Genomic DNA, 15,979 nt, shown 5'->3' with positions numbered 1-15,979 from the left:
GATGCTGATGCCGCGCAAGCCCCCGAAGGGCTTCCGCAAGCCGCACCACCCGGACCGCCACGGCGCGTCCAAGGGTGGTAACCGGGTGGTGTTCGGCGAGTTCGGGATCCAGGCTCTCGAGCCGGCGTACGTGACCAACCGCCAGATCGAGTCGGCGCGTATCGCGATGACCCGTCACATCAAGCGTGGCGGCAAGGTCTGGATCACGATCTTCCCGGACCAGGCCCTCACCAAGAAGCCTGCCGAGACCCGGATGGGTTCCGGTAAGGGTTCGCCCGAGTGGTGGGTCGCCAACGTCAAGCCGGGACGGGTTCTCTTCGAGATGTCGTTCCCCAACGAGCAGATCGCGCGTGAGGCCATGCGTCGCGCGATCCACAAGCTCCCGATGAAGTGCCGCATTGTTACGCGCGAAGTGGGTGAATCCTGATGGCAGCGGGCGTTAAGGCGACCGAGCTGCGTGAGCTCTCCGAGGAGGAGCTGGTCACGAAGCTGCGGGAGGCCAAGGCGGAGCTGTTCAACCTCCGCGTGCAGGCCGCAACCGGGCAGCTGGACAACAACCGGCGGCTGCAGGTCATCCGTCGGGAGATCGCCCGGATCTACACGATCATGCGCGAGCGCGAGCTGGGGCTCTCGGCCGCGCCGACTGAGGTGACTGCATCATGACCGAGAACACCACCGCCGACGCCACCCGCGCGCGCCGCAAGGTTCGCGAGGGCCTGGTGGTCAGCGACAAGATGGACAAGACCGTCGTGGTCGAGGTCGAGGACCGGGTTCGGCACGCGCTGTACGGCAAGATCATGCGTCGTACCAGCAAGCTGAAGGTGCACGACGAGCAGAACGCCGCTGGCACCGGCGACCGGGTCCTGATCATGGAGACCCGGCCGCTGAGCGCCACCAAGCGTTGGCGGATCGTGGAGATCCTGGAAAAGGCCAAGTAGCGAAGGCTCGAGCTCGCCCGGCGTTGCGTCGGGCGTAGGTTCCGCCAGGCTCCGGCCGCCACGGCGGCCGGAGAACCGGCAGACATAGGAGATAGACGTGATTCAGCAGGAGTCGCGACTGCGTGTCGCCGACAACACGGGTGCTCGGGAGATCCTGTGCATCCGGGTTCTCGGTGGCTCCGGTCGGCGCTACGCGAGCATCGGCGACGTCATCGTGGCCACGGTCAAGGACGCGATCCCGGGTGCCGGTGTGAAGAAGGGCGACGTCGTCAAGGCGGTCGTCGTTCGCACGGCCAAGGAGAAGCGGCGGCCGGACGGCTCGTACATCCGCTTCGACGAGAACGCCGCCGTCATCATCAAGGACGGTGGGGACCCGCGCGGTACCCGCATCTTCGGCCCGGTGGGCCGGGAGCTGCGGGACAAGCGGTTCATGAAGATCATTTCCCTCGCGCCGGAGGTGTTGTGACCGTGAAGGTCAAGAAGGGCGACACGGTCGTCGTCATCGCCGGCAAGGACAAGGGTGCCAAGGGCAAGGTCATCGCGGCCTACCCGCGGCAGGACAAGGTCCTGGTCGAGGGCGTGAACCGGGTCAAGAAGCACACCCGCATCAGCACCACCCAGCGTGGCGCCAAGACCGGCGGCATCGTCACCCAGGAGGCCCCGATCCACGTCTCGAACGTGCAGGTCCTGGACTCCGACGGCAAGCCGACCCGCGTCGGTTACCGGATCGACGACAACGGCCAGAAGGTCCGCATCGCGCGTAGCACCGGTAAGGACCTGTGATGACCACGGCTACCGAAAAGACCCTGCCGCGCCTCAAGGAGCGGTACCGCAACGAGATCGTGGCCCAGCTGCGTGAGCAGAACAGCTACGGCAACCCCATGCAGGTGCCGCGGCTGGTCAAGATCGTCGTCAACATGGGTGTCGGCGAGGCTGCTCGCGACGCCAAGCTGATCGACGGCGCGGTCCGCGACCTCGCCACGATCACCGGCCAGAAGCCGCAGGTGCGGCGGGCGACCAAGTCCATCGCGCAGTTCAAGCTCCGCGAGGGCATGCCGATCGGCGCGAAGGTGACCCTCCGCGGCGACCGCATGTGGGAGTTCCTGGACCGGCTGCTGTCCATCGCGCTGCCCCGTATCCGCGACTTCCGCGGTCTGGACGGGCGCAAGCTGGACGGGCACGGCAACTACACGTTCGGTCTGACCGAGCAGTCGGTGTTCCACGAGATCGACCAGGACAGGATCGATCGCCAGCGGGGCATGGACATCACGGTGGTCACCACCGCCACGACCGACGACGAGGGCCGGGCGCTGCTCAAGCTCCTGGGCTTCCCGTTCAAGGAGAACTGAGATGGCCAAGAAGGCGCTGATCCTCAAGGCGGCCGCGAAGCCGAAGTTCTCGGTTCGCGCGTACACCCGCTGCCAGCGGTGCGGGCGTCCGAAGGCGGTCTACCGCAAGTTCGGGCTCTGCCGGGTCTGCATCCGGGAGATGGCCCACCGCGGTGAGCTGCCGGGTGTGTCCAAGGCTTCCTGGTAAGGGCGACCGCGTCCCGGCTCCGGCCGGGAACTCCTGCACCGATTAGGTATTGCTCTTCGCCGTAGGCCCGGGGCTGATGCCCCGGGAACCCCGGCGAGAAAGGCTGACGAAATCCATGACGATGACCGACCCGATCGCAGACATGCTCACGCGTCTGCGTAACGCCAACCAGGCGTACCACGATCAGGTGAAGATGCCCTACTCCAAGATCAAGGCGAACATCGCCGAGGTCCTGAAGGCCGAGGGTTACATCGCCACCTGGTCGGTCGAGGAGCCCGAGGAGGGCGCCGTCGGCAAGCGACTGGTCGTCGAGCTGAAGTACGGCCAGAACCGCGAGCGGAGCCTGGCCGGCATCAAGCGCGTGTCCAAGCCCGGTCTCCGGGTGTACGCCAAGTCGGACGGGCTCCCGCGGGTGCTCGGTGGGCTGGGCGTGGCGATCATTTCGACGTCCCAGGGACTGCTGACCGACCGGCAGGCCCGCAAGCGGAGTGTTGGCGGGGAAGTCCTCGCCTTCGTCTGGTAACGGGAGACTGGTAGAAATGTCGCGAATTGGACGTAAGTCGATCCCGGTGCCAGCCGGCGTCGACATCACGATCGACGGGCAGACCGTCAAGGTCAAGGGCCCGAAGGGCGAGCTCCAGCACACGATCGCCGAGCCGATCACGATCGAGCGTGCGGACGACGGGCAGCTGAACGTCAACCGCCCGAACGACGAGCGCAAGGCCAAGGAGCTGCACGGCCTGAGCCGTACCCTGGTCGCCAACATGATCGTCGGCGTGACCGAGGGCTACCGTAAGAGCCTGGAGATCGCCGGCACCGGTTACCGGGTCACCGCCAAGGGTTCGGACCTCGAGTTCGCGCTCGGGTTCTCGCACCCGGTGGTCGTTCCCGCCCCGGCGGGCATCACCTTCACGGTGGAGCGGCCGACCCTGTTCCACGTGGCCGGCATCGACAAGCAGCAGGTCGGTGAGGTCGCCGCCAACATCCGGAAGATCCGTCCGCCGGAGCCCTACAAGGGCAAGGGCGTGAAGTACCAGGGCGAGGTCATCCGCCGCAAGGCCGGAAAGGCAGGTAAGAAGTGAGCGCCACGCTGCTCAAGCGCCGCCGCGGCGTCGCCGCCAAGCGCGCCGTTGGGCGTGCGCGTCGGCACTTCCGCGTCCGCAAGAACGTCAGCGGTACGGCCGAGCGTCCGCGCCTGGTCGTCACCCGTTCGCTGCGGCACATCGTCGCCCAGATCGTCGACGACACCAAGGGCCACACCCTGGCGTCGGCGTCGACCCTGGACGCCTCGCTGCGCGGTACGGAGGGCGACAAGAGCGCCCTCGCCGGCAAGGTGGGCGCCCTGCTCGCCGAGCGGGCCAAGGCCGCCGGCGTCTCCAAGGTCGTCTTCGACCGCGGTGGCAACCGGTACGCGGGGCGGGTCGCCGCGCTTGCCGACGCCGCCCGCGAAGCCGGGCTCGAGTTCTAACAACCCCGTCACGAGAGATAAGGAAGGCTGCTGATGCCAGGTCAACAGCGCCGTGGCGGCGGGTCCGGTGGCAACGAGGGTGGTCGCCGCGACAACCGCCGTGAGGGCGGCCGCGGAAACGCGCCCGTCGAGAAGACCCCGCACCTTGAGCGGGTCGTCGCGATCAACCGCGTCGCCAAGGTCGTGAAGGGTGGTCGTCGCTTCAGCTTCACCGCCCTGGTGATCGTGGGCGACGGCGACGGCACGGTCGGCGTGGGCTACGGAAAGGCCAAGGAGGTGCCCGCGGCCATCGCCAAGGGTGTCGAGGAGGCCAAGAAGCACTTCTTCAAGGTCCCGCGGATCGGTCAGTCGATCCCGCACCCGGTGACGGGTGAGGACGCCGCCGGCGTCGTGCTGCTCAAGCCGGCCTCGGCCGGTACGGGTGTCATCGCCGGTGGTCCGGTGCGTGCCGTTCTGGAGTGCGCCGGTATCCACGACGTGCTCTCCAAGAGCCTCGGCTCGTCCAACCCGATCAACATCGTGCACGCCACCGTGGCGGCCCTGAAGGGGCTCGAGTCCCCCGAGCAGGTCGCGGCGCGTCGTGGTCTGCCGGTGGAGGACGTCGCGCCGGCCGCCATGCTGGCGTCGCGGGCGGGGGTGGCGTCCTGATGGCACGCCTGAAGGTCACCCAGCTCCGGTCCGGTATCGGGACCAAGCAGAACCAGCGTGACTCGCTGCGTTCGCTCGGTCTCAAGCGGATCAACGACGTGGTGGTCAAGGAGGACCGGCCCGAGATCCGCGGCATGATCTTCACGGTCAACCACCTCGTGAAGGTCGAGGAGGTCGAGTAATGACGATCAAGGTGCACCACCTGCGCCCGGCGCCCGGTTCCAAGACCGCGAAGACCCGTGTGGGTCGCGGTGAGGGTTCCAAGGGCAAGACCGCCGGTCGCGGTACCAAGGGCTCCAAGGCCCGCAAGAACATCTCGGCGGCGTTCGAGGGTGGGCAGATGCCCATCCACATGCGCCTGCCGAAGATGAAGGGCTTCAAGAACAGGTTCAAGGTGGTCTTCCAGGTGGTCAACCTGGACCGGCTCGCCGAGCTGTTCCCGAACGGCGGCCAGGTCGGCCCGCTCGAGCTGGTCGAGGCCGGCGCGGTCCGCAAGGGCCAGCCGGTCAAGATCCTCGGCACCGGGGACCTTGGCGGTGTGGCGCTCCAGGTGTCGGCGCAGGCGTTCAGCGCGTCGGCCAAGGAGAAGATCGCCGCTGCCGGTGGCTCCGTCACCGAGCTGTAAGGCGTACGACCTCGGCGCCCGCCAGTTGCGAGCAACTGGCGGGCGCCTAGGTCTGCCCAGGGCCTCAGCGCCCGGTAATATCGGAATCGGTTTATGTAGCCGGGCACACCTGCCCGGAGCGGGAGAGGGCTGTTAGAGTCCCTTCCCAGCCATGGATTCCGGGCACTCGCCCGGGATGCACCCCGACCCGCCAGGGATCACCGGCGGCCCGCCTCGCGCAGGAGGAAGAAGTTGCTGTCCGCCTTTCTCAGTGCGTTCCGTACGCCTGACCTGCGCAAGAAGCTGCTGTTCACAGTAGGCATCATCGCGGTCTACCGGCTGGGTGCCACGCTGCCCAGCCCGGGCGTCTCGTACGGCAACGTGCAGAAGTGCCTCGACTCCATCTCGGGCGACACGACGGGCCCGCTGAATCTGCTCAACCTCTTCTCCGGCGGAGCGCTGCTTCAGCTCTCGGTCTTCGCGCTGGGCATCATGCCCTACATCACCGCGTCGATCATCCTGCAGCTGCTGACCGTCGTGATCCCGCGCCTCGAGCAGCTCCGCAAGGAGGGCCAGGCCGGCCAGGCGAAGATCACGCAGTACACCCGCTACCTGACCCTGGGTCTCGGTGTCCTGCAGGCGTCCGCGTTCGTGGCCCTGGCCCGCTCCGGTCAGCTGTTCCAGAACCGTTGCGACCAGTTCCCGATCATCCCCGAGGGCACCGGCATCCCGGACTGGCTGACGCTGTCCATCCTGGTGATCACCATGACCGCCGGTACCGGCATGGTCATGTGGCTCGGCGAGCTGATCACGGACCGCGGCGTCGGCAACGGCATGTCCGTCCTGATCTTCACCTCGATCGCGGCCCGCCTGCCCAGCGAGGGCTGGCAGATCAAGACCAGCAAGGGCTGGGACATGTTCGCCCTGGTCATCGCGCTGGTTCTGGTGGTCATCACCGCGGTCACCTTCATCGAGCAGGCGCAGCGCCGGATTCCGGTGCAGTACGCCAAGCGGATGATCGGCCGGCGGATGTACGGCGGCACCTCGACCTACATCCCGCTGAAGGTCAACCAGGCGGGTGTCATCCCGGTCATCTTCGGCTCGTCGCTGCTCTACCTGCCGCAGCTGGCGCTCCAGTTCTTCGACCAGAACGACCCGGGCAAGGTCCAGGCCTGGATCCAGAACAACCTGGTCGCCCCGGACAGCCCGATCTACATCACGGTCTACTTCCTGTTGATCATCTTCTTCACGTACTTCTACGTGTCGATCACGTTCAACCCGACCGAGGTCGCGGACAACATGAAGAAGTACGGCGGTTTCGTGCCGGGCATCCGTCCGGGCAAGCCGACCGCCGACTACCTGGACTTCATCCTCAGCCGGATCACCCTGCCCGGTGCGCTCTACCTGGGCGTCATCTCGATCCTGCCGAACTTCTTCTTCATCTGGCTGGACAACCAGCAGTACCAGAACTTCCCGTTCGGTGGCACCGCTGTGCTCATCATGGTCGGCGTCGGTCTGGAGACCGTGAAGCAGATCGAGAGCCAACTCATGCAGCGGAACTACGAAGGGTTCCTGCGGTAGATGAGACTCGTTCTGGTTGGCCCGCCGGGCGCGGGCAAAGGCACGCAGGCCGAGTTCATCGCCGCCCACCTCGCGGTGCCCAAGATCTCGACCGGGGACATCTTCCGGTCGAACGTCACCCAGGGCACGCCGCTCGGCGTCGAGGCGAAGCGCTACATGGACGCCGGCGAGCTGGTTCCGGACGAGGTCACCATCAACATGGTCCGGGATCGGCTCGCCGAGCCCGATGCCAGCGAGGGCTTCCTCCTCGACGGCTTCCCGCGGACCACTCCGCAGGCAGCCGCTCTGGACAAGCTCCTCGCCGACCTGGGCACCGCTCTGGACCTGGTCCTGGAGCTGGTGGTCGACGACGACGAGGTGATCCGGCGGCTCTCCGGCCGGCGCACCTGCCGGGGCTGCGGCAAGATCTGGCACGTCGAGTTCGACGCCACCACCCGGCCGGGCATCTGTGACCGGTGCGGCGCCGAGCTGTTCCAGCGCGACGACGACAAGCCGGAGACCATCGCCACCCGCCTGCGGGAGTACAGCGAGAAGACCGCACCCCTGGTCGACTACTACGGCGCCCAGGGCAAGCTGGTCGGGATCGACGCCACCGGCCCGGTGGAGGACGTCACGACCCGGGCCATCGACGCGCTGCGGTCGTACGGCGGCTGAGGCCCGGCCGCACTGCGGCGGATAGAGTGCGAACAGCGGGGTACGCGAGACGTGCCCCGCTGTTTCGGCAACGAAAGGTAACCGCTCCATGCGTCGTCCCCAGCTGGACATCCAGCTGAAGACCCCTGACCAGATCGAGAAGATGCGGGCGGCCGGCCTGGTGGTCGCCGAGGCCCTGCGCCGGATGCGCGAGGCCGTGGCGCCCGGCGTCAGCACCGCCGATCTGGACGCCATCGCCGAGTCGACGATCCGCGAGGCGGGTGCCGTCCCGTCGTTCAAGGGGTACCACGGCTTCCCGGCGTCTATCTGCTCCTCCGTGAACGAGCAGATCGTGCACGCCATCCCCTCGCCGAACCAGGTGCTCGCCGCCGGCGATCTCATCTCGATCGACTGCGGCGCGGTGTTGAACGGGTGGCACGGCGACTCGGCGATCACCGTCGGGGTCGGCGAGGTCGATCCGGCGCTGCTGAGGATGGCCGAGGTCGCCGAGGACGCCATGTGGGCCGGTATCGCCGCCGCCGCCCGTGGAGCGGCCAGCGGCAAGGGCCGGCTCACCGACATCTCGCACGCCGTCGAGACCGCGGTCCGCAAGGGCGGCCGGTACGGCATCGTCGACGGGTACGGCGGGCACGGGATCGGCACCGAGATGCACCAGGACCCGCACGTGCTCAACCACGGCCGGCCGGGCAAGGGGCCGCGTCTGGTACCGGGCATGGCACTGGCGATCGAGCCGATGATCACCATGGCCTCGCCGCGTACGGTCGAACTGGCCGACGGGTGGACGGTCGTGACCCGGGACGGCTCGATCGCGGCGCACGTCGAGCACTCGATGGCGCTCCTGCCCGATGGCGTCTGGGTGCTCACCGCCTTCGACGGGGGCCGGGCCCGGCTCGGTGACCTCGTGACAGCCCGTCAGCCGGCCGAGTCGACGGCCCCCTGACGGCCCGTCTCGCCGCAGGGCTGGCGGGTGCGACTGGCGGGGCGGTGGCATGCTTGCCGGCATGGACGGGCGCGACGAGATGCGGGCGGCGGACGCGGACCGGGAGACCGTGGCCGAGCGGCTGCGGGTGGCGCTCAACGAGGGCCGTCTGGACCTGCACGAGTACGACGAGCGGTTGCAGCGGGCGTATGCCGCGCGCACGTACGGCGAGTTGGACGTCCTGCTGACGGATCTGCCGCCGGTGACGCCCGCGCAGCGCTCAGCCCTGGCGCCGGTGCCGGCAGCCGCTGTGCCGGTCGGCCCTGCGGACGAGCCCAGCGCGCTCGTGGCGCGTGGGGTGACCGCCCGGTGGATGGCTGAGGTCTGGCTGCCGTACCTGCGGGTGATCGCCATCGTGGTGACCATCTGGGCGGTGACCTCGCTGCTCAGCGGGGATCTGCTGTACTTCTGGCCGATCTGGGTGGCCGGCCCGTGGGGAGCGGTGCTGGTGGTCCGCACGGTGGGGGGCCTGACCAGGGGCGAACCCCGACGCCAGGCCATCGAGCGGGAGCGCCGCCGCGAACGCAAACGTGCCAAGCGCGAGCGCCGCGAACAACAAGCCCAGAATTCCGAAGAACCGAACGATCCGCCCACAACAGCCTGACCCACCCGCCGCCCCGACCGGTGATCATGAAGTTGGTGTCGCGACACGCCGTGATCGAGGGCGATAACTTCATGATCAACGGGTCCGGGGCGGGGGAGGTGCGGCCGGATCGGCGTGGGTGGGGTGGGTGGTTTGGCGGCAGGCCGCAGGCGGGCGTACACTTTCTGATCGGCGCACAGCGTCCACTCCGGCATGCCCACCCTGCGCTTCGGTGGGAGCTGGAGCCGCGGCTGGCGCGGTCTTCTGATTCTGGTCAGATTTCCGTGTAAGGCGTTGTGGGTCGCCCGGAGCAATCGACGTCAGGACAGCGGAGGACATGCCGAAAAAAGACGGAGCCATTGAGATCGAGGGTCGGGTCATCGAGCCCCTGCCGAACGCCATGTTCCGGGTGGAGCTCGCGAACGGCCACAAGGTGTTGGCTCACATCAGCGGCAAGATGCGGCAGCACTACATCCGCATCCTGCCGGAAGACCGGGTCGTCGTCGAACTTTCGCCGTACGACCTGACCCGCGGGCGCATCGTCTACCGCTACAAGTAGTCCTGACGACGACCGGGAAGTCCCGTGTCCGTCTTCGACGTCCGGTATCGCGGATGCCGCGCTGCCGGGCCAGATGGGAAGTAAGGCAACCGTGAAGGTCAAGCCGAGCGTCAAGAGGATCTGCAACAAGTGCCGGGTTATCCGCCGGCACGGCCGGGTCATGGTCATCTGCACCGACCCGCGCCACAAGCAGCGCCAGGGCTGACTCAGCCCGTCCGGCCGGAACACGGCCGGGTGGTGTTGGTCCAGGCAGTTCCTCAGCGACACACACATCACACATGCTCGTCCCAGCCGCGAGCGGTACGCGAGACGTACTTCTTTCGTGGCTGACCCCCGGTCGGAGGCCGGGGCCCGCTTGGGCAGCGACCGATCCCGGTCGCCGGCGCTGACGGCGTCGGAAAGACGGGACGGCCGGTAGCGGGGTGGGACGGGTCCACACCTCCGCCACATATCACAAGGAGTACGCCCGCACATGGCACGTCTAGTCGGCGTGGATCTCCCCCGCGAGAAGCGGATGGAGATCGCGCTCACCTACATCTTCGGGGTCGGTCGTACCCGCGCCCTGGAGACGCTCGCCGCCACCGGCATCTCGCCGGACAAGCGCGCTCGGGACCTCACGGACGAGGAGCTCGTGCAGCTCCGCGACCACATCGAGGGCAACTACAAGGTTGAAGGTGACCTGCGCCGCGAGGTCGCCGCTGACATCCGCCGCAAGGTTGAGATCGGCTGCTACGCCGGTATCCGGCACCGCCGGGGCCTGCCCGTTCGTGGCCAGCGGACCAAGACCAACGCCCGGACCCGCAAGGGCCCGAAGCGGACCGTCGCCGGCAAGAAGAAGCCCGGCAAGAAGTAAGACGTAGACCGGAATACGGGTCTGGGTCCGCCGAGCTAGGCCAGGCCGCAACCTGTATCGGAAAGTCAACTAGGAGCGCACAGACTTATGCCACCGAAGGCTCGTGCCGGAGCCGCTGTCAAGAAGGTCCGGCGCAAGGAACGGAAGAACGTCGCCCACGGGCAGGCGCACATCAAGAGCACGTTCAACAACACCATCGTGTCCATCACGGACCCGACCGGTGCGGTCATCTCCTGGGCCTCCGCGGGCCAGGTGGGCTTCAAGGGCTCCCGCAAGTCGACTCCGTTCGCCGCGCAGCTGGCCGCCGAGGCCGCCGCGCGTCGCGCCATGGAGCACGGCATGCGCAAGGTCGATGTGTTCGTCAAGGGCCCCGGCTCCGGCCGGGAGACCGCCATCCGTTCGCTGCAGGCCGTGGGCCTCGAGGTCGGGCAGATCTCCGACGTCACCCCGCAGCCGCACAACGGATGCCGTCCGCCCAAGCGTCGCCGGGTCTGAGAGGTAGAGAGAGATGGCTCGTTACACCGGTGCTGACTGCCGCCGTTGCCGGCGGGAGAAGATGAAGCTGTTCCTCAAGGGCAGCAAGTGCGATGGCCCGAAGTGCCCGTTCGAGTCCCGGCCGTTCCCGCCCGGGCAGCACGGCCGCGGCCGTACCAAGGAGACGGAGTACCTGCTCCAGCTCCGCGAGAAGCAGAAGGCCCGCCGCGTGTACGGCGTGCTGGAGAAGCAGTTCCGTGGCTACTACGAGGAAGCCGTCGGCAAGCAGGCCAAGACCGGTGAGGTCCTCCTGCAGATCCTCGAGTCGCGGCTGGACAACGTCGTTTACCGGGCCGGGTTCGCCCACTCGCGGGACATGGCCCGCCAGCTGGTCAAGCACGGTCACTTCACGGTGAACGGCAAGAAGGTCGACATCCCGTCGTACCGCGTCAAGGAGCACGACATCATCGAGGTCCGGGGCAAGAGCAAGGAGCTCACCCCGTTCGTGGTGGCGCAGGCTCAGGCCGGTTCGAAGACGGTGCCGGCCTGGCTCGAGGCCATTCCGAGCCAGATGAAGGTGCTCGTGCACTCCCTCCCGGCCCGGCAGGTCATCGACACGCAGGTCCAGGAGCAGCTGATCGTCGAGCTCTACTCCAAGTAGTCGGGCTCGTTGCGGTGGCCCGTCCTTCGGGGCGGGCCACCGGAACAGTTTGTGTCGTGGACGTCAAATAGCGGGCGTCCCGGAAGAGAAGAGACAACATGCTCATCAGCCAGCGACCCTCCCTCTCCGAGGAGTCGATCAACGAGACCCGGTCGCGGTTCGCCATCGAGCCGCTCGAGCCGGGCTTCGGCTACACCCTGGGCAACTCGCTGCGGCGCACGCTGCTGTCGTCGATCCCGGGTGCGGCGGTCACCTCGATCAAGATCGACGGCGTGCTGCACGAGTTCACCACGATCCCCGGTGTCAAGGAGGACGTGGTCGAGCTCGTCATGAACATCAAGGAGCTGTGCGTCAGCTCCGAGCACGACGAGCCGGTCAGCATGTACCTGCGCAAGCAGGGCCCGGGCGACGTGACGGCGGGCGACATCCAGCCCCCGGCCGGCGTCTCGGTGCACAACCCGGACCTCAAGCTCGCGACCCTGAACGGCAAGGGCCGGCTCGACATGGAGCTGACCGTCGAGCGGGGCCGGGGCTACGTGACGGCCGCCCAGAACAAGCAGTCCGGCGCCGAGATCGGCCGTATCCCGGTCGACTCGATCTACTCGCCGGTGCTGAAGGTGACCTACCGCGTCGAGGCGACCCGCGTCGAGCAGCGTACCGACTTCGACCGGCTCATCATCGACGTCGAGACCAAGCCGTCGATGGGCCCGCGTACCGCGCTGGCCTCCGCCGGTTCGACGCTGGTGGAGCTGTTCGGTCTGGCCCGTGAGCTGGACGAGACGGCTGAGGGCATCGACATCGGGCCGTCCCCGCAGGACGCCCAGCTGGCGGCGGACCTCGCTCTGCCGATCGAGGAGCTGGACCTGACCGTCCGCTCCTACAACTGCCTCAAGCGCGAGGGCATCAACTCCGTTGGTGAGCTCATCGGGCGTACCGAGGCCGACCTCCTCGACATCCGCAACTTCGGTCAGAAGTCGATCGACGAGGTCAAGATGAAGCTCGCCGGGATGGGTCTCGGGCTGAAGGACTCGGCTCCGAACTTCGACCCGGCGCACGTCGTGGACACCTTCGGCGAGGCCGACTACGACACCGACGACTACCGCGAGACCGAGCAGCTCTAGTCCGCGCTGCCGCCACAACTGAGGAGCACCAAAAATGCCCACGCCCACCAAGGGCCCCCGCCTCGGCGGCAGCCCCTCGCACGAGCGGCTGATGCTCGCCAACCTGGCGACCGCGCTGTTCCAGCACGGCAAGATCCAGACCACCGAGACGAAGGCTCGGCGGCTGCGTCCGCTGGCCGAGCAGCTCATCACCAAGGCCAAGCGCGGCGACCTCGCCTCGCGGCGTCGGGTGCTGGGCGTCGTCAAGGACAAGGACGTGGTCTACGCCCTGTTCGACCAGATCGCGCCCCGGTACGCGAACCGCCCCGGCGGTTACACCCGGATCGTGAAGACCGGTCCGCGCAAGGGTGACGCCGCTCCGATGGCGATCATCGAGCTGGTGGAGGAGCTTCAGGTCGCCGAGCCGAAGGCGAACAAGAAGACCGCCGCCCGCAAGGCCGCGCAGCAGGACAAGGTCGAGGCGCTCGCCCCGGCCGAGGAGGCTCCGAAGTCGACCGACGCCGACCAGGACTCCGAGGCGCCGGTGTCGGCCTCCGGCGACACCGCCGAGGCGCGCGAGGACAGCGACCTCGCCACCGAGGAGAACAAGGCCTGACCTTCGGGCATCAGTGCGGGCCCGGCACCCCTTTCGGGGTGTCGGGCCCGACCCGTGACAGGAGGTACGAGGTGGACGAGCGGATCCGGCTGCGGCTGGACGTCTCGTACGACGGGGCGGGTTTCTCCGGGTGGGCGCCGCAGCCGACGCGGCGGACCGTCGCCGGGGTGCTCGTCGAGACCCTGGACCTGGTCCTGGGCGCGGGTACGGCGACCGGCCTGACGGTCGCCGGCCGGACGGACGCGGGGGTGCACGCCTCCGGGCAGGTGTGCCACCTGGACCTGCCCGTCGAGGTGTGGCGGGAGCACGAGGGGCGGCTGCTGCGCCGGCTTGCGCGGCTGCTCCCCACCGACGTGCGGGTACGGGCGATGACCGAGGTGCCCGCCGACTTCGACGCCCGCTTCTCGGCCACCTTCCGACGCTACGAGTACCGGGTGACCGATGCCCCGTACGGCGCGGAGCCGCTGCGCCGGCACGAGGTGCTGGCCTGGCCGCGGGCGCTGGACCTGGCGGCCCTGAACGCCGCGGCCGAGGGCCTGGTGGGTGAGCACGACTTCGCCGCGTACTGCCGACGCAAGGAGAACGCGACGACGCTGCGCGAGGTGACCCGGCTGGACTGGCGGCGGGACCCCGACGGCATCCTGGTCGCCACGGTGCAGGCGGACGCGTTCTGCCAGGCGATGGTGCGCAGCCTCGTGGGGGCGATGCTCGCGGCCGGTGACGGCCGTCGGCCGGTTCGGTGGCCGGGCAGCCTGCTGACCCGGCAGGAGCGGTCCAGCGAGGTGACGGTGGCGCCGGCGCACGGGCTGACCCTGGTCGCGGTCGGCTACCCGGACGATCCGGCGGACTACGCGCGCCGTGCCGATCTGACGCGTCGGCTGCGCGTGCCGGTCGAGGGCTGACGGGCGGACCCCGGCCCGGACGACGACGGGTGTGCCACCTGCTCGGCGGCACACCCGTCGGACGGGTCGCGGGTCAGTCGTCGTCCTCGCTGCCGCTCTGGCTGCCGCTGCCCTCGGTGGACACCCCCGTCGGCTGCCCGGCCGTGCCGATGTCGGCCCGCCGCTGGAGGACGCCCCGGCTGAGGTGCGCCTCGAGCATGTCGAAGAGGACTTCCCGGATCTTGGTGTCGCCGGACTTGACGGCGGTTCCGTCGGCGCGGACCACCAGCGCGTACGCCAGGTAGTGGCCCCGGACCTGCCAGCCCACCCGCGCCGGGGCGCTGGTGAGCGCATCGGTGTCGTCGCCGGCGGTGAGCCCCCGGAACCGGCCCTGCCGCTCGTCGAGGATCTGCCGGATCCGGTCCCGGGCCCGTTCGGCGTTGGCCCTGTCGGTCAGGTTGAACAGGCCGGTGGTGACCAGGTGCTCGCCGCCGGGGCTCCGCAGCGTCGCCCGGACGACCTGGTTGCAGCCGAGCCGGACCAGCAGGTCCGCGACCTCGTCCGTGGCGGCGACGGCGCAACTGCCGCTGGACTGGGTCTTGAGCACCTGGTAGGCGGGCTGGCCGTCGGCGAGCTTCAGTTCCTTGCCGGGAAAGAGTTCCTTGGCGGTGAGGGGCGCCTGGTCGGTGTCCCGCGAGTCGAGGTCCTGCTGCTGGGCGGTGGCGGACGGTGCGGCGTTCGGTTGGTACGTCGGGGTGTTGTTCGGTGGCGTCGGTTCGCGATCCACCAACAGTGCGGCGGCGCCCAGGCCGCAGAGCGCGAGGAGGACGAGGACGGCGGCGCCGCCGATCACCACCTGCCAGAGTCGCCCACCGCCGCGCCGTTTGGACGGCTCCATCGGCTGGGCCGAGGTGTAGACCCGGCTGCGGGGCGCCGCCGGCGCGGTGACGCGCGGGGCCGGCGGTGGCTGGTTCGACGGCAGCACCAACTGGTTGGGTCGGGGCAGCGACGGCGCGGGGAAGCGGGAGGGTGAGGGGCCGGCCGGTGGAGGGGGACCGGCGCCGAGCACGTCCAGGTCGGACCCGGGTTCGGGGTCCTCGAATGCGTCCTCTTCGGACTCGTACCGATACACCATGTCGCCCAGAGTAGGAGCCATTGTCCCTTTAGGGGGTAATATTGGGAAATGCGGGTGTGGGCCGTGTCGTGACCCGGCCGACCCGGTGCGAGAATTGCCGACGTGACCGGCGACCACTACTTCACCGCGCAGCCCGCCAGCGACGCACCGGAGCGCGAGGTCGAATTCTCCGTCGCCGACCGCGACTACCGACTCGCCTCGGCCGGGGGTGTCTTCTCCGCCAGCCGTCTCGATCCCGGCACCGCCGTGCTCCTGCGCAAGGCCGACCTGCCCGCCGCCGACACGACGGGTGACCTGCTCGACCTCGGCTGCGGGTTCGGACCCATCGCATGCGTCCTGGCCGACCTCGCGCCGGCCACCACCGTCTGGGCCGTCGACGTCAACGCCCGCGCCCGCGCCCTCACCGCCGCCAACGCGGCGAGGATCGGGGCCGGTGACCGGGTCCGGGTGAGCGCGCCGGACGACGTACCGGCGGAGGTGACGTTCGCCCAGCTCTGGTCCAACCCGCCGATCCGGATCGGCAAGGACGAGCTGCACGAACTGCTGCGGCGCTGGCTGCCCCGGCTCGCCCCGGACGGTGTCGGTTGGCTCGTCGTCGCCCGGCACCTGGGTGGCGACTCGCTGCACCGCTGGCTCGTCGAACAGGGCTGGCAGGTCGAGCGGCACGCCAGCCAGAAGGGCTTCCGGGTGCTGCGGGTCACCCGGTAAT

General features: G+C 68.8%; 27 protein-coding genes. 26 read left to right on the top strand and 1 reads right to left on the bottom strand.

Annotated elements, in window-relative coordinates:
• Nucleotide 1: 1 nt before the first annotated feature.
• From rplP to truA, 25 genes are all read left to right on the top strand, one after another.
• On the top strand, nucleotides 2–427 hold the full coding sequence (rplP, locus tag ACQPZK_RS27920) for a 50S ribosomal protein L16 (protein WP_073834927.1): 426 nt from the start codon (nucleotides 2–4) through the stop codon (nucleotides 425–427).
• Entirely contained in the window at nucleotides 427–663 is a 237-nt protein-coding gene (gene rpmC / locus ACQPZK_RS27915) for a 50S ribosomal protein L29 (RefSeq protein ID WP_007465283.1), read from the top strand. The genes rplP and rpmC overlap by 1 nt, the downstream gene beginning before the upstream one ends.
• Entirely contained in the window at nucleotides 660–938 is a 279-nt protein-coding gene (gene rpsQ, locus ACQPZK_RS27910; protein WP_355050759.1) for a 30S ribosomal protein S17, read from the top strand. Before rpmC ends, rpsQ begins: the two co-directional genes overlap by 4 nt.
• A 97-nt stretch (nucleotides 939–1,035) precedes the next feature.
• Nucleotides 1,036–1,404 (top strand): 50S ribosomal protein L14, encoded by a 369-nt coding sequence (rplN, locus tag ACQPZK_RS27905; protein WP_007073026.1) that lies wholly within the window; start codon nucleotides 1,036–1,038, stop codon nucleotides 1,402–1,404.
• Nucleotides 1,401–1,721, top strand: a complete 321-nt coding sequence (rplX, locus tag ACQPZK_RS27900; RefSeq protein ID WP_007465276.1) for a 50S ribosomal protein L24 — start codon at nucleotides 1,401–1,403, stop codon at nucleotides 1,719–1,721. Before rplN ends, rplX begins: the two co-directional genes overlap by 4 nt.
• A complete protein-coding gene (gene rplE / locus ACQPZK_RS27895; RefSeq protein ID WP_124776994.1) occupies nucleotides 1,721–2,287 on the top strand; it encodes a 50S ribosomal protein L5 in 567 nt (188 codons plus the stop codon). Before rplX ends, rplE begins: the two co-directional genes overlap by 1 nt.
• Nucleotide 2,288: 1 nt before the next feature.
• Nucleotides 2,289–2,474 (top strand): type Z 30S ribosomal protein S14, encoded by a 186-nt coding sequence (locus tag ACQPZK_RS27890; protein ID WP_007073023.1) that lies wholly within the window; start codon nucleotides 2,289–2,291, stop codon nucleotides 2,472–2,474.
• Nucleotides 2,475–2,589: 115 nt separating this feature from the next.
• The gene (rpsH, locus tag ACQPZK_RS27885) at nucleotides 2,590–2,997 is read left to right on the top strand and encodes a 30S ribosomal protein S8 (protein WP_007465270.1); all 408 of its coding nucleotides are present in this window, start codon (nucleotides 2,590–2,592) and stop codon (nucleotides 2,995–2,997) included.
• Nucleotides 2,998–3,013: 16 nt separating this feature from the next.
• Entirely contained in the window at nucleotides 3,014–3,556 is a 543-nt protein-coding gene (rplF, locus tag ACQPZK_RS27880) for a 50S ribosomal protein L6 (RefSeq protein WP_433535761.1), read from the top strand.
• Nucleotides 3,553–3,942 (top strand): 50S ribosomal protein L18, encoded by a 390-nt coding sequence (gene rplR / locus ACQPZK_RS27875; RefSeq protein ID WP_088998360.1) that lies wholly within the window; start codon nucleotides 3,553–3,555, stop codon nucleotides 3,940–3,942. The genes rplF and rplR overlap by 4 nt, the downstream gene beginning before the upstream one ends.
• A gap of 33 nt (nucleotides 3,943–3,975) precedes the next feature.
• Nucleotides 3,976–4,590: a 30S ribosomal protein S5 gene (rpsE, locus tag ACQPZK_RS27870; protein WP_013288621.1), complete on the top strand. Its 615-nt coding sequence runs from the start codon at nucleotides 3,976–3,978 to the stop codon at nucleotides 4,588–4,590.
• Nucleotides 4,590–4,772, top strand: coding sequence for a 50S ribosomal protein L30 (gene rpmD, locus ACQPZK_RS27865; protein ID WP_030329904.1), 183 nt, complete (start codon nucleotides 4,590–4,592; stop codon nucleotides 4,770–4,772). Before rpsE ends, rpmD begins: the two co-directional genes overlap by 1 nt.
• Nucleotides 4,772–5,215 (top strand): 50S ribosomal protein L15, encoded by a 444-nt coding sequence (gene rplO, locus ACQPZK_RS27860; RefSeq protein WP_433535760.1) that lies wholly within the window; start codon nucleotides 4,772–4,774, stop codon nucleotides 5,213–5,215. Before rpmD ends, rplO begins: the two co-directional genes overlap by 1 nt.
• A gap of 231 nt (nucleotides 5,216–5,446) precedes the next feature.
• A complete protein-coding gene (gene secY, locus ACQPZK_RS27855; RefSeq protein WP_355050755.1) occupies nucleotides 5,447–6,775 on the top strand; it encodes a preprotein translocase subunit SecY in 1,329 nt (442 codons plus the stop codon).
• The gene (locus ACQPZK_RS27850; protein WP_433535759.1) at nucleotides 6,776–7,429 is read left to right on the top strand and encodes an adenylate kinase; all 654 of its coding nucleotides are present in this window, start codon (nucleotides 6,776–6,778) and stop codon (nucleotides 7,427–7,429) included.
• An 88-nt stretch (nucleotides 7,430–7,517) separates the two neighbouring features.
• Nucleotides 7,518–8,369 carry a type I methionyl aminopeptidase gene (map, locus tag ACQPZK_RS27845; protein WP_433535758.1) on the top strand — a complete coding sequence of 284 codons (852 nt, stop codon included), beginning with the start codon at nucleotides 7,518–7,520 and terminating at the stop codon, nucleotides 8,367–8,369.
• 61 nt (nucleotides 8,370–8,430) lie between these two features.
• Complete coding sequence (locus ACQPZK_RS27840) at nucleotides 8,431–9,012, top strand: DUF1707 SHOCT-like domain-containing protein (RefSeq protein WP_433535757.1); 582 nt, start codon at nucleotides 8,431–8,433, stop codon at nucleotides 9,010–9,012.
• A 316-nt stretch (nucleotides 9,013–9,328) separates the two neighbouring features.
• Nucleotides 9,329–9,550 carry a translation initiation factor IF-1 gene (infA, locus tag ACQPZK_RS27835; protein ID WP_007073013.1) on the top strand — a complete coding sequence of 74 codons (222 nt, stop codon included), beginning with the start codon at nucleotides 9,329–9,331 and terminating at the stop codon, nucleotides 9,548–9,550.
• Between the two features lie 91 nt (nucleotides 9,551–9,641).
• Entirely contained in the window at nucleotides 9,642–9,755 is a 114-nt protein-coding gene (gene rpmJ / locus ACQPZK_RS27830; protein WP_012184307.1) for a 50S ribosomal protein L36, read from the top strand.
• Between the two features lie 267 nt (nucleotides 9,756–10,022).
• Complete coding sequence (gene rpsM, locus ACQPZK_RS27825; protein WP_007465236.1) at nucleotides 10,023–10,403, top strand: 30S ribosomal protein S13; 381 nt, start codon at nucleotides 10,023–10,025, stop codon at nucleotides 10,401–10,403.
• 87 nt (nucleotides 10,404–10,490) lie between these two features.
• Nucleotides 10,491–10,898: a 30S ribosomal protein S11 gene (rpsK, locus tag ACQPZK_RS27820; protein WP_007073011.1), complete on the top strand. Its 408-nt coding sequence runs from the start codon at nucleotides 10,491–10,493 to the stop codon at nucleotides 10,896–10,898.
• A gap of 13 nt (nucleotides 10,899–10,911) precedes the next feature.
• The gene (gene rpsD / locus ACQPZK_RS27815) at nucleotides 10,912–11,538 is read left to right on the top strand and encodes a 30S ribosomal protein S4 (protein ID WP_088987589.1); all 627 of its coding nucleotides are present in this window, start codon (nucleotides 10,912–10,914) and stop codon (nucleotides 11,536–11,538) included.
• A gap of 98 nt (nucleotides 11,539–11,636) precedes the next feature.
• Nucleotides 11,637–12,659, top strand: a complete 1,023-nt coding sequence (locus ACQPZK_RS27810; protein ID WP_007465227.1) for a DNA-directed RNA polymerase subunit alpha — start codon at nucleotides 11,637–11,639, stop codon at nucleotides 12,657–12,659.
• A gap of 34 nt (nucleotides 12,660–12,693) precedes the next feature.
• On the top strand, nucleotides 12,694–13,254 hold the full coding sequence (gene rplQ / locus ACQPZK_RS27805) for a 50S ribosomal protein L17 (protein ID WP_433535756.1): 561 nt from the start codon (nucleotides 12,694–12,696) through the stop codon (nucleotides 13,252–13,254).
• Nucleotides 13,255–13,325: 71 nt separating this feature from the next.
• Entirely contained in the window at nucleotides 13,326–14,156 is an 831-nt protein-coding gene (truA, locus tag ACQPZK_RS27800) for a tRNA pseudouridine(38-40) synthase TruA (RefSeq protein ID WP_433535755.1), read from the top strand.
• A gap of 73 nt (nucleotides 14,157–14,229) precedes the next feature.
• Here truA and ACQPZK_RS27795 read toward each other — a convergent pair whose 3' ends face one another.
• Nucleotides 14,230–15,270, bottom strand: a complete 1,041-nt coding sequence (locus tag ACQPZK_RS27795) for a hypothetical protein (RefSeq protein WP_433535754.1) — start codon at nucleotides 15,268–15,270, stop codon at nucleotides 14,230–14,232.
• Between the two features lie 102 nt (nucleotides 15,271–15,372).
• Here ACQPZK_RS27795 and ACQPZK_RS27790 point away from each other — a divergent pair, with 102 nt between their 5' ends.
• Complete coding sequence (locus tag ACQPZK_RS27790) at nucleotides 15,373–15,978, top strand: class I SAM-dependent methyltransferase (protein WP_433535753.1); 606 nt, start codon at nucleotides 15,373–15,375, stop codon at nucleotides 15,976–15,978.
• Nucleotide 15,979 lies beyond the last annotated feature (1 nt).

The organism is Micromonospora sp. CA-249363 (genome assembly GCF_050950185.1).
In the GTDB taxonomy this organism is placed as follows: domain Bacteria; phylum Actinomycetota; class Actinomycetes; order Mycobacteriales; family Micromonosporaceae; genus Micromonospora.
Note: the sequence above shows the minus strand (reverse complement) of the source record. Positions and strands in the feature narration are given on the sequence as shown.